We start from the raw sequence: 12,916 nt of genomic DNA on the forward strand, positions 1-12,916 counted from the left end.
CTTATAATTGCTCAAGTAATTCTAATTCTTTTTCTACAAATAGCATTAGTTCTTTAATGGTTTCACCAGAGAAATCAAAACGAATACCGGCTGCATCATATACTTCTTTTATAGATTGCGAGCTTCCTAGTGATAATGCCTTTTTATAATTTTCTAGCGCTTGCTTAGGATCCTCTTTATATTGTTTATACATTTGTAATGCCCCAAGTTGGGCAATCGCGTATTCAATATAATAAAATGGTACTTCAAAAATATGGAGTACAGGTAACCAACTCGTTGCTATCCAGTTTTCGTAGCCATCAATATGTATGACGCTAGATTGATAATGTTTTTGAAGTTGTAAGTATTTTTCATTTCTTTCTTCAGAAGTATGAATTGGATTTTCATACAGCCAGTGTTGAAATTGATCTACAATAAGCATAATAGGTAAATATGAAATAACATCTTTAAAGAAGTTAATTTTTGCTTGTTTTAAATCTTTTTTGTCTGTATAGAAGGTATCCCAATAATTAAGCGAGAATAACTCCATTGTCATACTGGCTAGTTCAGCTGTTTCAGCTGGAATTTCTATATACTGTCGTAATTTTAATGGTTTTATGAGTTCGTTATGAATACTATGACCTATTTCATGTATAAAAGTGATAATATCATCTTGTGTATAATTTAAGTTCATAAAAATATAAGATAATTGTGAAGCTGGTAAGTACTCACAAAAGCCACCAGCTGCTTTTCCTTTGCGGCTTGTTAAATCAAGACAATTGTGTTTATACATTCGGTTTAATAGTGCTGAAAATTCAACATCTAGTTTATTAAAGATATGAGTGCTCTTTTCAATTAAATCATTTTCATTTGCAATAGGTTTAAGTACTTTTTGATCTGGAGTTACAGCTGATACATCCCACGGGCGAAGCGTATCAACTTGCAGTTTTTCTTTTTTCTCTAGCATTATTTTATCTTTAAGAGGCACAACATATTTACGTATGGATTCGGCTAGTTCATAGCAATCTTTCGCTGAATAATCAAAACGCTCGTATTTTTTGAACATATAATCGCGATAATTCTCTAGTTGAATATTTTTTGCTTTTTGATGGCGAATTTCAATTAATTGATTTAATATGTTTTGGAGTTCTTTTTCAACAGATAAAAATTGTTCAGAAATAATAGTTTTTGCCTTTTTACGGATGTCACGATTCGAATCTTGTAAATAGGATTGTAATTCTGTTATCGTTTTTTCTTCTCCGTCCCAAATTCCACTTAATCCTCCAGTGATTTCAAAGTACTCTGTGACTAATTTGTCTTCCTGTATTTCTAATTCGATATTTTCCTCACAAAATAACTTTTGAGCATTTTTTATTTTTGCATCTAACAAACCATATACGTTAGAATCTAATTCCATTCGAAAAGGTGACTCTAAATATTTATTATCCAATAAATTTTGGTACCGCTTTAAAAGTGGCTTTACAAATTGTTGATCATGTTCAAAAGTATCCTTTATTCCTTCATCATCCGTATTACATTGAAAGGCGATGTAATGTGATCTTAATTGTTCTTCGATTTCCCAAATTACTTTTGACTGCTCTTTTAACCAATTTTCAAGGTCTAGTTTTGAAGAAATCATCTTATTTAATAAAGTCGAAAGAGTTTTTTCCAATTGTAGTACATTACTAATATCAATCGTATTTACACGTTGCATTATATATCCCTCACTTTTTATTTATTCATAGAGATATTCTATTTATTAATTGTAATTCCCTTGTTAAGTGGGGAAAATGTGAAATAATGTTAAATTTAATAATTATAGAAGGTATTTATATGTCAAAGTAAAAAGTTTATCGTAAATGAAAATGTGTGGAGGGGTGCTACATGAGAAAGGGAACAAAGGTACTTGTATTTTTAATTCCATTTGCTTTATTATGTGCCTGTGAGAATGAGATTGAAGATGCTAAAAGTGAAGATTCTATAGTGATGGATATTGCTACAGTAGCGGTAAAGGAGGAATCTTTTTTTAGTGCTGCTATATGGGATGAAAAAGCAAGAATAGTAGATTTAGAGATTGCTGATAGCGAAAATGCTAACGAAATAAAAAAAGAAATTAATAAAAGATTGCAAATTCAAGGCATTATGTCCTATAAAGTAAATATATCTCAAAGAAACAAGGAGATTGTAAATGCAGAACAAAGATGGCAGTTAGTTTTCGGACAGATATTTGATGACGTATTGAGAAAGAATGGATATGAAGGATTTAGTATTCAGCAAATAAATTATAAAAAGAATCAACCTGTTACCATTGATATAAAAACTAAGATTAGTGATGATGAAGTAGGGGCGAGAGAACTTGGACAGAAAATAGAAAAAGAAGTTGAAGGGGTACTTAAAACAGAAGAAGTAAAGAAATGGATTGAAAATGATTCATATGCTATTGGGATTTACGATATAGATGATCGGAAAATTAACTAATTGAGGAATGAATGCTATATGAATGAAAAATCGATATAATTAAATATAGAATTACTGAAGGAGGTGTAAGATGTATAAGTATTTACATATTTCAAACGACATAGAAAATATGATTCAAAATGGAGAAATAAGAGAAGGAAAGAAATTACCGTCTATACGGTCACTCGTTACGCAATATGAATGTAATAAGGCAACAGTTATACGTGCTCTTCATGAATTAGAAAAGCGTCACATTATATATTCTGTCCCTCAAAGTGGATACTACGTTGTTAAAAAATCAGAGAGTACTATAGAAAATAACGAGATAATTGATTTTGCCTCCTCAGCACCAGATCCAGATGTTTTTCCGTATTTAGATTTTCAACATTGTATTAATAAGGCTATTGATACGTATAAAAATGATTTGTTTGTATATGGAACGCCAAAAGGCTTACCATCTTTAATACCAGTTATTCAAAAACAACTAGCAAATTATCAAGTCTTTACAAAAGAAGAAAATATTTTTATAACATCAGGTGTTCAGCAGGCACTTGCTATATTAACTTCTATACCATTTCCGAATGGAAATGAAACTGTATTAATTGAACAACCAACATATCATCTATATATTGATTATCTAGAAATAAATAAAGTTCCTGTAATCGGTATTAAACGTACGAATGAAGGTATTGATTTGAATGAATTGGAGCAAATATTTCAAACCGGAAAAATAAAATTCTTCTATACGATACCGAGATATCATCATCCGCTTGGAACGTCTTATTCTAAAGATGAGAAAGAAAAAATCACACTATTGGCTAAGAAATACAATGTATTTATAGTGGAAGATGATTATTTAGCAGATTTAGAAACTGATTCAAAAGCAGATCCATTATATAGCTTGGATAATTGTAGTCATGTCATATATTTGAAAAGTTATTCGAAGATTATTTTTCCAGGTTTACGGGTTGGAGTTGCGGTCATTTCACCATCCATTGCAAATGCGTTCTATACATACAAAAAGATACTAGATATTGATAGTCCGATGATTTCTCAAGCGGCTTTAGAAATTTATATAAAGAGCGGTATGTTTGAACGTCATAAAAGTAAAATTAATTCTTCCTACTATAATAGATCAATAAAACTAGCAGAAACATTAGAAAAAGTGCAAAATGAAGATCCATCATTATTTACATATAATAGACAAAACACATTTGGAATACACACCTGTTTAGAAATGCAGAAAAACATAGTTACAGAAACACTTATACAAAAATTAGGTGACATGCAAATAAGTGTCGATACTATTGATAAGAATTATATGAGGAATTTCCCTAAAGAAAAACTGTTAAAGTTAAATGTTTCGAATGTAAAAGAAGATAAGATTGAAGAAGGTATTCGTAAAGTAATTGGGGAAATCAAGCAATTAAGACAGTTTAATTTTCAGTTTAGAAAAGAATAATTTGAATTAGGAGGTTTGTTTGGTTTTGAGGCGAAAAATCATTCTCTTGTTTGTATGTAGCGCTATAGTAGTTGGTGTAATGGTTGTGGCTAAATATAAAAAAGAGAATCAATGCATAGCAGTTGCAAAGTATTCAAGAGGTATTATTGTAGATCAAAATAACGAACCTATAACTAATGTGAAAATTTATGAAGATTCAATTGAAAGTAAGATGCGTAGTATTTCAAATGCACAAGGTGAATTTGAAATACCACATGGAGTTTGTGGTGAAATTGCATTAAAATTAGTTACTCAGAATGGGGAAGCCTATACGAGAAAATATGATAAGGATCATGTATAAGAAGAAAACTAAAGGTGAATAAAATGAAACCATTACAGAGAAAAGTAGCAGTTGTGGACGGAGCAACTATATATGTAACTGAATAACTATATGTTTTTTAAGAGCGCTCTTAGAAAAGAGTGCTCTTTTTCATTAATGTAAATATTTACTTAGCATCTTTTTAAAATGATTTTTATCATAATTTACATATTGCGTAGCTGTATTTCGTATTGGATCTCCGGCATAAAATCTTTCATACAATTCGTGTCTAGATCCTAATGGACTTCCAATGATATCCCAGGCCAACTTAAATAATTTTGTGCGTTGTTCGGCATCTATATTCGTTCCTTTAAAGTACTTTTTCAATAAATCAGCTATAGGACTCTGGAAGTCATTTGAGCTCGAAGGAAGTTGAATGAACCCACCTGCTCCAATTAATTGTAAAATTTCTATTGCACGGGGATAATATTTGGAACCAAGATTCCTTGCAGTTTCGATATATTTAAAATTCGGCAAATAAGTTTTCGTTTCATTTGTAGTACCTTCAACTTCAGCAGCAATTAAAAGTGCGCGAATTGTGTCGATTTGCATAATTAATTCCCCAAGCTTCTCTTGAACATGCAAATAAGTAGTAGCACCGATCGCTTCAGCAATTTCACAAGCAATTGCAGTTATAAATTCTAGCTTTACTATTAATCGTACAATTGCTTGGTGATAAGCTAAACTACTAGAAGCTACATCTGACTTTATTGCCCATAAAGCTTCAGGGTTGTTATACAGTAAGACACGTTCCCATGGTACAAATACATTATCAAAGATTAATAGTGCATCCATTTCATCGTACTGTGAGCTAAGAGGGGAATCAACTGTAATTGAATGTGTATTCGCAAATGGTTCTCTACAAACCATATGTAATCCAGGGGAATTGGCTGCCACAATGAGAAAGTGAGCTAAATCTTTTTGAGTATCAGTCAGTTTTGCTAATGGATAGATTAATAAATCATTTGAATAAGGAGAAGCAGTACCAATCATTTTAGCACCACTTAAATAAATTCCATCAGAAGTTTTTTTCGTAACTCTTAGTAATCCTAAGTCGTTTGTATTCAACATTGATTCTGTAGATCGATTTATTTGTGGATCACGTTGAACTACGCTTAAGAATAAGTGATTATCTCTCGCTTCTTCATAATAAGATGTAATTTTATCTGGAAACTGTGCATCGAATTTTTTATAAAAATATTTTGATACGTACCAGCCAGTAAGTCTCGATCTTGCGTAATCAGATAGTCTACTCATTACACCGTCTGTAGCATAACTCCACGTTTCAAAAGCGGTTCTCCTCATTAATAATTCGTTATAGGAATTCGGAACTAAAAAGGCTGTATGAACAAATTCTTTCGTTTTTGGACTAACATATCCAACAGAATCTCTTCGTATTGGATCATCAAACAATGTAAATAAATTAGAAATGGTACTTAATGTTCCTGCAAAATGTTTGTCTGTAGTTACATCTACTTTTTGACCATAGAGCCAAACGTTACGACCATCTTGTAAGCTCTTTATATAGTAATCTTTCAAATTTTGCATATTTCCTCCTTCTAAAGACTATTCATATATTTGGACATCTTTTAATGGTGGGGAATATACGTGGAAAGTTATTACTGCTGAATCTGTAGCATTATACATTTTATGCACAGTATCTTTTTTTACTGTGAAAATATTTCCCTCTGTAAACTCTTCAATCCGCTCGCTATTATTTTCGTACGTTATATTTTGTAACGTACCATTGACTATTAGTATACATCCTACAGGTATTCCATGATCGTGCACAAAGGTCTTTGCTTTGCTGGGGAAATTTAATACTAAAATCTCTACAAATTCAGACTGATAGATAACGTTCCTTCCGTATTCAAGATTAACTGGTGAAGTAATAAAAGGAGCTATTTTATGAAGTGAAATATTTAATGATTGAATAGTGTGTATTAAATTGAACGTATCGTAGTTACATAGGTTATTAAATGCCTTTCTTATGTTATGAATCAATTGCATGTACAACTTCCTCCTAAGCATTTGCAGTGAAAGAAAGTAATCTCCTATTATATCGTGTGTAGTCGATTACATAACATTGTATTGAATAAATTCAAAAAGGTGACTGGTTTTAATTGGGTAATATTTGCTCTGGACCACATGGTAATTAATTCCTTTTTCGTAGCATGCTTGAACTATAGCCCGCTTTCTATTGGAAAGGTGATGAAATAAATGGCAGTTCTTTTAGTGGATAATCTATATCAAATGTCTATTGTTTTACTGATCTTATGTTCATTTTGTTTTTATAAATATTTAAAGAAAATAAAAAGGGAAAGAAAGCTTACAGGTTTTGAAATTACGATGTATATCGTGACGCAACTTGCGTATTTCATTTGGGCGGCAACAACTTTTCTTAAAATGTTATCAGAATAGTAATCTTAAAGTATTAGACGCTGAACAGAAAGGTACAGGAGCATTAAAGGTATAAACGTGGGCAAGGGTAATTTATCATCTATTAGGTAAATAAATTTAGTCGAAATCTAGATGGATAACAATATTACTTATAACATCTTTATAAAAAGAGAGGATATAAATGGAACAATATAAGTTAATTGTAAAAGGGCCTAAACAACTTGAGTGGGAAACAAATGAAATTAAGGACATACAGGACGATGAAATTATCGTTAAAACAATCGCAGGATCGATAAGCATTGGGGCCGAGTTACCACAGTATAATGGATCCGATGTTACAGATCCGCATCCTTTTTATCCAAGAAAAACTGGATATGAAAGTTATGGTGAAGTAATTCAAGTTGGTAATCAAGTAACACATGTAAACGTAGGTGATAAAGTAGTTTCTTTTTATGGACATGAAACGATAGGGATAGTTAAGGTACATAAAGTAATTCGAGTGCCTAGTTCTATACAACCTAAAGTTGCTTTATTATCCATTCTTTCATGTGATGCTGCTAAAGGAGTATTGAAACTAAACCCGCGACATGATGAAAAAGTACTTATAACTGGAATGGGAGTTATTGGTTTGTTCGCTTGTTATTTCTTAAAATACTATGTAGGCATTGAGCACGTGGATGTTGTTGAGCCTAATAAAAATAGAAGAGATTTTGCAAAGAAGTTTGGTCCGAAAAACATATATGATTCAGAAGAGAAAATAATAGAAACATATAATTATGGTTTCGAATGTTCTGCTACAAATAGTGGGTTCCATACTTTGCAAAAAGCTCTTAAAATTAATGGTAAAATATGTATATTATCTGATGGTAATATAGAAGAACTAACATTAACTGCTAACTTTTATCAGAAAGAATTGCAAATCATTGGATCAAGTGATGGATACGATTATCAAAAGCATGCAGATTGGTTTTTTGAAGAAATAGGAAAAACACCATTTATAGAAGAGATCTTTCAACATGAAATACATTATACTTCACTCATACAATGCTTTGATGAATTGAGTTTAGGGATAATTAAAACATTAAAAGTATAGGTTTCATATGAATAACGAAAAAAATGAGCAAATATTTGTCACATACCTTACAAATGTTTCGTCACATTTATGATTACTAAATGAGGAGGAACATATATGAAAATATTTGTAGCAGGTGCAACGGGTGTAATAGGACGTTCTTTATTGCCAATGTTAATAAAAAATGGGCATACAGTTTTTGCGATGATCCGTAATACTTCGCAAGTAGGAGCAATGAAAAAGGTTGGTGCCATACCAGTAATAGCTGATGTATTTAATAGAAAGGCTGTATTTTCTGTATTAGAAGAAACAAATCCCGATGTAGTTATTCATCAATTAACGTCATTATCTTCATGGGATTTTGAGGATAATGCAAAAATTAGAACAAAAGGCACTCGTAACCTTGTCGATGCAGCTAAAAATGTAGGGGTACAGAAAATAATCGCTCAAAGTATTTCATGGGCGTATGAACCAGGGGATACATTTGCGACTGAAAAAGATTCACTACATATTACTGCTTCCATGCCTCGACAAGTCACTGTTAATGGCATATTGAAATTAGAAGAAGCTGTTACTGAGTTACCTGAATCGGTAATACTTCGTTATGGCACATTATACGGACCAGGAACATGGTATGCGGAAAACGGATTAATAGCAAATCAAGTTCGTAATAATGAGATTATTGCATCAGATGGGATAATCTCGTTTATACATGTCGAAGATGCTGCAAGAGCTACTATGCTAGCCCTTAATTGGCCTTCAGGAATCGTAAATATTGTAGATAATTATCCAGCAACTAGTAAAGAATGGTTACCAATATATGCAGCAGCGATAGGGGCACCTAAGCCTAAAGTTCAAGATGGGAAAGATAGTTGGGAAAGAGGAGCTTCCAATAATAAGGCGCGTAAAGAGTATGGTTGGATACCTTTATTTCCATCATGGTCTGAAGGGTTTAACAACTTAATAGGTAAGTAAAACACAACTTTAATGGGAATGATAGTAAAATACACCATTAAAGGATTGGGTTATTATGAATATAATTTTGGAAAGTATTATATTAACTTTTACTGGAATAATTGTTTTAAAAATGACAGGTAGTGCATCTGTCAGCCAAATGACAAGAGCTGAAATCATTATAGTTGTATCAATCGGCCGTATTATTGTGGAACCTGTATTAAGTAGAAAAGTAGTCCCATCTATATTTGCGGCTATCATATTTGCAAGCATACTACTTATCATTCATTTCTTTGAATTGAAATCAAGGAAGGTGGAACAATTTCTAAATGGAAGTAGCATTATAATTGTTGAAAACGGAGAGATTGTAAAAGAGAATTTGATGCAGGCAAAAATGTCGGAGCAACAACTATATATGCAATTAAGAGAAAAAGGAATCCATGATGTAAAGAGTTTACAGCAAGTTACAGCGGAACCGAATGGTCGTATTGGTTATCAATTAATAAAAGAAGCACAACCAATAACTTTAGAAATGTTAGAAAAAGTATTAGATCGGTACAATATAAAAAGATAATTTCTCGTGAGAAAAAGCCAATACTATAACGGAAGTATTGGCTTTTTTATTTTTCTACAAGCGTAAGGATTAATAAAATAGGGTGGATTTTAAACCAATCATTATAATAGATATAGGCTTATAATTGTGCTATATTCAATGGACTTATAGTGAATGTGGTAAAAAATTAATTTGGCATAGGTAGACGCAGCGTTAAAATTTATAAGTTTTTAATGTGATACTAAAAATGGATTGAAAATAAGGAGATAGATACATAATGGAATTTTGGGAATCAAGTTTTATCGAAAAACAAACGATGTGGGGATTTGAATCTACAGAATCTGCAATTTTGACAAAAGATTTTTTTCTTGAAAAGAACGTTAAAGACATATTAATTCCGGGTATTGGATATGGAAGAAATGCAAAGGTTTTTATCGATAATGGTATAAATGTAACAGGTATTGAAATTTCAAAAACAGCCATTGATTTAGCAAAGCAAAATGGACTAGAAGATATTAGTATCTATCACGGTTCGGTAAATGAGATGCCTTTTAATAACGAACTGTATGATGGGATATTTAGTCATGCACTTCTTCATTTGTTGAATGAACAGGAAAGAGAGAAATTTATTGAAGATTGTTATAATCAGTTAAAATCAGGCGGATATATGGTTTTTACAACTGTTTCTCAAAAAGCCCCAATGTACGGAAAAGGAAAACAGCTGGAGCAAGACTATTATGAAATAATGGAAGGCGTAAAAATGTTCTTCTATGATTCTGAATCTATAAAACGAGATTTTAATCAATATGGATTAGTACAAGTTTCGGAAATTGATGAACCAAATAAGAACGTGGTAAATAAACCTTCAATCAATTTTGTTACGATAAAATGTAAGAGAGAACTATAATTAAAAGTTATTAAGAATGATTAAAGATGTTTATATATTGATTATGCACAAATAAAAAGGACAAGCATATAATAGAAGTACCTATTAACTTTAAGTAACCTTAACTTTCTTTAATAGGATATCTCAAAATCCCCAAAAAGAGCACTTGCGGAAACAAGTGCTCTTTTATTTTTTGTTTCATAAATATTTATAGTTGCAAATTTCGTGCAATAAAAATAAATCTGAGAGAAATAATCATATCTTTATTATACGATTATTTTTGAACTACAAACGTTATAGCATTTGTTTTTAATTGAATGTGTCTTTCATTACGAACTATATTATAAGCTAATTCTTTTATTTCAACTTTTACTTCTTTCCATCCTTTATAAATGCTTTTTAATAGACGTATTATTTCTTCGGTTGGGAGATTAATTTCAATTAAAGCTTCTAATTCTTCATTCGTTTTTAAATCAATTTCTTGTATGTTAGAGTTAATAATCAAACAATTAATACCGCCGTTTTTTGTCCCTTTTTTCATAGAATGAAGCACGTTTTTAAAATCTTCTTCTGATTTGACATGTTCTAAACTTGATACTGCAACGATATAATCATAAGCGTTAGAGTCAATATGATAGTTTTCAATTGCTGCTTCTTCTGTTTTTATAACCTCGAATACATCATGTTCTTTGCTATAAATTTGTAGTTTTGTTAAAGCGGAATTAAGTAAATCAACACATGTAACAGTGCCGCTAGTATTTTTTATTTTTTTGCAATTGGAATGCTATTTCTCCCAACGCCAGAGCTAAGATCAAGTACTTGCAAATTGTTTTGTCCTTCAAAGTGATCCATCAAGTCCATAACTGTTTTAACCGGTTTGTACAGCCAAGAGCCAATTTCAAATAGTTTATATTGTTCATAGCAAAGGTCGTGATATTTCTTTTCTTCTTGTCTTATGTAATCGATACGGTTCACATTGTTTCAACTCCAATATTTTTATTGCAAAATTCATATGTAGGACAACCTTTTATATTTGTTTGAATTCGAAAAATACCACCAGCATGTGGATACTCTTTTAATTCGTCATCCGTCATTCTTGTTCTGGCTGTTGTAACATATAAATCTGTTAAATTAGGTCCTCCAAATGTACATGATGTTACATATAAAGCTGGAATTGGAATATTTAATATTTGTTCTCCAGTAGATGGATTCCATCTAGTTATTTTTGAACCTCCCCAATGTGCAATCCATAAACAACCTTCTTCGTCAATTGTCATACCATCAGGTAGACCATCATTTTCAGAGAAAATGATTACATCACTTGGATTATGAATTTCTCCAGTACGTATATTATATTGATAGCGAACCACTTTTTTAGTAGGTGTATCTATAAAGTAAAAGTATGTATGATCAGGTGACCAAGCAATTCCATTTGATGTATTTACATGTGAAACTTTTTTCTCTACACTTAAATTATGATGTAAACAATACAAGGAACCTGCAGCATTCATACCGTATGTATCTGTAGAACCTGCCCAGAAACGACCAGCTGGATCACATTTTCCATCATTGAAACGATTTTCTATTAAATGTGGTTCAGGGTCAAAAATATGTGTCAGTTTCTCGGTATTTACATTAATAGAATAAAAGCCTTTTTCCATAGCTAAGAGTAGTACATCCTCTAAATATGGAACAACACAGCCAATTTGTTGATTGAGAGCAATTACTCGGTTCGTATTAGCGGTAGGATTGTATATGCATAATTTTCTCTCTATAATATCAACCCTAAAAGTTGCTTTTTTCCATCCCAACATGGTCCTTCAGCTAAACTTGCTTTAGCATCTAAAACTAATTCTATATTACTGAACAAGATGTTCACCTCGCGTTATAAGATATTAATATAATTCGATAAGAATAGAGGTAAACCTTTCAGTCAAAGGATATTAAAATTTATACTGTAGAAAAATGACCTTCTCACAAGTGATTAAAAAAGTGTATAAACAAGGAGAGGAAAATGCATATGATGTTTTATGAGATTGTTTGCTTTTCTTGTAAGAATATATTTCGTGTTTACGAAGGCAGTGAAAAATATAAGCGATTTAAAGAGAAACCAAACGGGGTATATTGTTGTGATGAGTGTAGTCATAAAATTCAATTAGAAGCGATAAAGAATTTTTTTAGGTAATTAAACTAAAATTCCGGAAATCATAACTTAATTTTTATTTTAGAAGATTTTTTAAGAATAATGTCTAAATATAGAATGTAAATAAAGATGAAGTATACACAAAACAATTCGTTTAATCGATAAGTATATATTATGAAAATTGAGTTAGAAATAAAAACGGCAAGCTAGAATTCGCTTGCCGTTTTTTTTATAGTTTTGTATGTATTTGTATACCTTTTGCTTTTTCTTTTTCGTTCTTTACGCGTACAATTAAATTATAAGATCCAGATTTTGGTGCTTCAAAAGAAAGTAAACCTTCTTTTTGAGAAGTGACTTCTTCTTCGTAAATGACCTTATCGTCTTTAGTGATTTGTAATAAAATTGTACCCTCTTCAACGGTTGCATCAAAAGGAAATTGTACATTTCCTTGTTCAGTTTTGATCGTTTGTACATCGTAATACCCTTTCAGGGAGCCAATGTTTAAAGTTGTTTCGCCGTTTTTTTGAACCTTGGTGACTTTTACTGCTGTATTACCACATGCGCTTAATAATACAACAAGAGTTAGAATGAGAAATAAACGTAGTAATTTCATAGTGATCCCCTTTTTATCATTATAAAATTTTTCCAATGC

The 12,916-nt window shown here is 31.4% G+C and carries 13 protein-coding genes and 2 pseudogenes; 9 read left to right on the forward strand and 6 right to left on the reverse strand.

Annotation, left to right across the window (positions count from 1 at the left end; genetic code table 11):
- Window position 1 precedes the first annotated feature (1 nt).
- Window positions 2-1,693 carry a M3 family oligoendopeptidase gene (locus NST90_RS12485; protein WP_001190037.1) on the reverse strand — a complete coding sequence of 564 codons (1,692 nt, stop codon included), beginning with the start codon at window positions 1,691-1,693 and terminating at the stop codon, window positions 2-4.
- A gap of 170 nt (window positions 1,694-1,863) precedes the next feature.
- On the opposite strand from NST90_RS12485, the gene NST90_RS12490 reads away from it, so the two are divergent.
- The 3 genes from NST90_RS12490 to NST90_RS12500 all read left to right on the forward strand — a co-directional run bounded on the left by NST90_RS12490 (window position 1,864) and on the right by NST90_RS12500 (window position 4,238).
- Window positions 1,864-2,457: a DUF4030 domain-containing protein gene (locus NST90_RS12490; protein ID WP_025709573.1), complete on the forward strand. Its 594-nt coding sequence runs from the start codon at window positions 1,864-1,866 to the stop codon at window positions 2,455-2,457.
- A gap of 70 nt (window positions 2,458-2,527) precedes the next feature.
- Window positions 2,528-3,898 carry a PLP-dependent aminotransferase family protein gene (locus NST90_RS12495; protein WP_046392709.1) on the forward strand — a complete coding sequence of 457 codons (1,371 nt, stop codon included), beginning with the start codon at window positions 2,528-2,530 and terminating at the stop codon, window positions 3,896-3,898.
- Between the two features lie 25 nt (window positions 3,899-3,923).
- The gene (locus NST90_RS12500; protein WP_025709572.1) at window positions 3,924-4,238 is read left to right on the forward strand and encodes a hypothetical protein; all 315 of its coding nucleotides are present in this window, start codon (window positions 3,924-3,926) and stop codon (window positions 4,236-4,238) included.
- A 132-nt stretch (window positions 4,239-4,370) separates the two neighbouring features.
- Here NST90_RS12500 and NST90_RS12505 read toward each other — a convergent pair whose 3' ends face one another.
- Both NST90_RS12505 and NST90_RS12510 read right to left on the reverse strand, forming a co-directional pair.
- A complete protein-coding gene (locus NST90_RS12505) occupies window positions 4,371-5,804 on the reverse strand; it encodes a 4-hydroxyphenylacetate 3-hydroxylase N-terminal domain-containing protein (protein ID WP_001180383.1) in 1,434 nt (477 codons plus the stop codon).
- Window positions 5,805-5,822: 18 nt separating this feature from the next.
- Window positions 5,823-6,266, reverse strand: a complete 444-nt coding sequence (locus NST90_RS12510; protein ID WP_046392710.1) for a cysteine dioxygenase family protein — start codon at window positions 6,264-6,266, stop codon at window positions 5,823-5,825.
- Window positions 6,267-6,476: 210 nt separating this feature from the next.
- Between NST90_RS12510 and NST90_RS12515 the strand changes: the two genes are divergently transcribed.
- From NST90_RS12515 to NST90_RS12535, 5 genes are all read left to right on the forward strand, one after another.
- On the forward strand, window positions 6,477-6,677 hold the full coding sequence (locus tag NST90_RS12515; protein ID WP_000279688.1) for a hypothetical protein: 201 nt from the start codon (window positions 6,477-6,479) through the stop codon (window positions 6,675-6,677).
- Window positions 6,678-6,837: 160 nt separating this feature from the next.
- Window positions 6,838-7,749, forward strand: coding sequence for a zinc-binding alcohol dehydrogenase (locus tag NST90_RS12520; RefSeq protein ID WP_000438851.1), 912 nt, complete (start codon window positions 6,838-6,840; stop codon window positions 7,747-7,749).
- Window positions 7,750-7,845: 96 nt separating this feature from the next.
- The gene (locus NST90_RS12525) at window positions 7,846-8,703 is read left to right on the forward strand and encodes an NAD(P)-dependent oxidoreductase (RefSeq protein WP_000689438.1); all 858 of its coding nucleotides are present in this window, start codon (window positions 7,846-7,848) and stop codon (window positions 8,701-8,703) included.
- Between the two features lie 55 nt (window positions 8,704-8,758).
- The gene (locus NST90_RS12530; protein WP_001021411.1) at window positions 8,759-9,256 is read left to right on the forward strand and encodes a YetF domain-containing protein; all 498 of its coding nucleotides are present in this window, start codon (window positions 8,759-8,761) and stop codon (window positions 9,254-9,256) included.
- A gap of 256 nt (window positions 9,257-9,512) precedes the next feature.
- On the forward strand, window positions 9,513-10,142 hold the full coding sequence (locus NST90_RS12535) for a class I SAM-dependent methyltransferase (RefSeq protein ID WP_283748166.1): 630 nt from the start codon (window positions 9,513-9,515) through the stop codon (window positions 10,140-10,142).
- 253 nt (window positions 10,143-10,395) lie between these two features.
- On the opposite strand, the pseudogene NST90_RS12540 reads toward NST90_RS12535, so the two are convergent.
- Together NST90_RS12540 and NST90_RS12545 are read right to left on the reverse strand one after the other, a co-directional pair.
- A pseudogene (locus NST90_RS12540) lies at window positions 10,396-11,096 on the reverse strand (class I SAM-dependent methyltransferase).
- Window positions 11,093-11,991, reverse strand: a pseudogene (locus NST90_RS12545) (SMP-30/gluconolactonase/LRE family protein). Before NST90_RS12545 ends, NST90_RS12540 begins: the two co-directional pseudogenes overlap by 4 nt.
- Window positions 11,992-12,135: 144 nt before the next feature.
- Between NST90_RS12545 and NST90_RS12550 the strand changes: the two are divergent.
- Window positions 12,136-12,306 carry a DUF2197 domain-containing protein gene (locus NST90_RS12550; protein WP_000551048.1) on the forward strand — a complete coding sequence of 57 codons (171 nt, stop codon included), beginning with the start codon at window positions 12,136-12,138 and terminating at the stop codon, window positions 12,304-12,306.
- A 187-nt stretch (window positions 12,307-12,493) separates the two neighbouring features.
- Here the strand turns inward: NST90_RS12550 and NST90_RS12555 are convergent, their stop codons facing one another.
- Complete coding sequence (locus NST90_RS12555) at window positions 12,494-12,877, reverse strand: hypothetical protein (protein WP_000771814.1); 384 nt, start codon at window positions 12,875-12,877, stop codon at window positions 12,494-12,496.
- Between the last annotated feature and the right edge of the window lie 39 nt (window positions 12,878-12,916).

Source organism: Bacillus sp. FSL E2-8900 (genome assembly GCF_037966225.1).
Lineage (GTDB): Bacteria > Bacillota > Bacilli > Bacillales > Bacillaceae_G > Bacillus_A > Bacillus_A cereus.

Coding starts and splice junctions, on each gene's coding strand:
- NST90_RS12485 (WP_001190037.1), bottom strand. CDS start 1,693: ATGCAACGTGTAAATACGATTGATATTAGTAATGTACTACAATTGGAA.
- NST90_RS12490 (WP_025709573.1), top strand. CDS start 1,864: ATGAGAAAGGGAACAAAGGTACTTGTATTTTTAATTCCATTTGCTTTA.
- NST90_RS12495 (WP_046392709.1), top strand. CDS start 2,528: ATGTATAAGTATTTACATATTTCAAACGACATAGAAAATATGATTCAA.
- NST90_RS12505 (WP_001180383.1), bottom strand. CDS start 5,804: ATGCAAAATTTGAAAGATTACTATATAAAGAGCTTACAAGATGGTCGT.
- NST90_RS12510 (WP_046392710.1), bottom strand. CDS start 6,266: ATGCAATTGATTCATAACATAAGAAAGGCATTTAATAACCTATGTAAC.
- NST90_RS12515 (WP_000279688.1), top strand. CDS start 6,477: ATGGCAGTTCTTTTAGTGGATAATCTATATCAAATGTCTATTGTTTTA.
- NST90_RS12520 (WP_000438851.1), top strand. CDS start 6,838: ATGGAACAATATAAGTTAATTGTAAAAGGGCCTAAACAACTTGAGTGG.
- NST90_RS12525 (WP_000689438.1), top strand. CDS start 7,846: ATGAAAATATTTGTAGCAGGTGCAACGGGTGTAATAGGACGTTCTTTA.
- NST90_RS12530 (WP_001021411.1), top strand. CDS start 8,759: ATGAATATAATTTTGGAAAGTATTATATTAACTTTTACTGGAATAATT.
- NST90_RS12535 (WP_283748166.1), top strand. CDS start 9,513: ATGGAATTTTGGGAATCAAGTTTTATCGAAAAACAAACGATGTGGGGA.
- NST90_RS12550 (WP_000551048.1), top strand. CDS start 12,136: ATGCATATGATGTTTTATGAGATTGTTTGCTTTTCTTGTAAGAATATA.
- NST90_RS12555 (WP_000771814.1), bottom strand. CDS start 12,877: ATGAAATTACTACGTTTATTTCTCATTCTAACTCTTGTTGTATTATTA.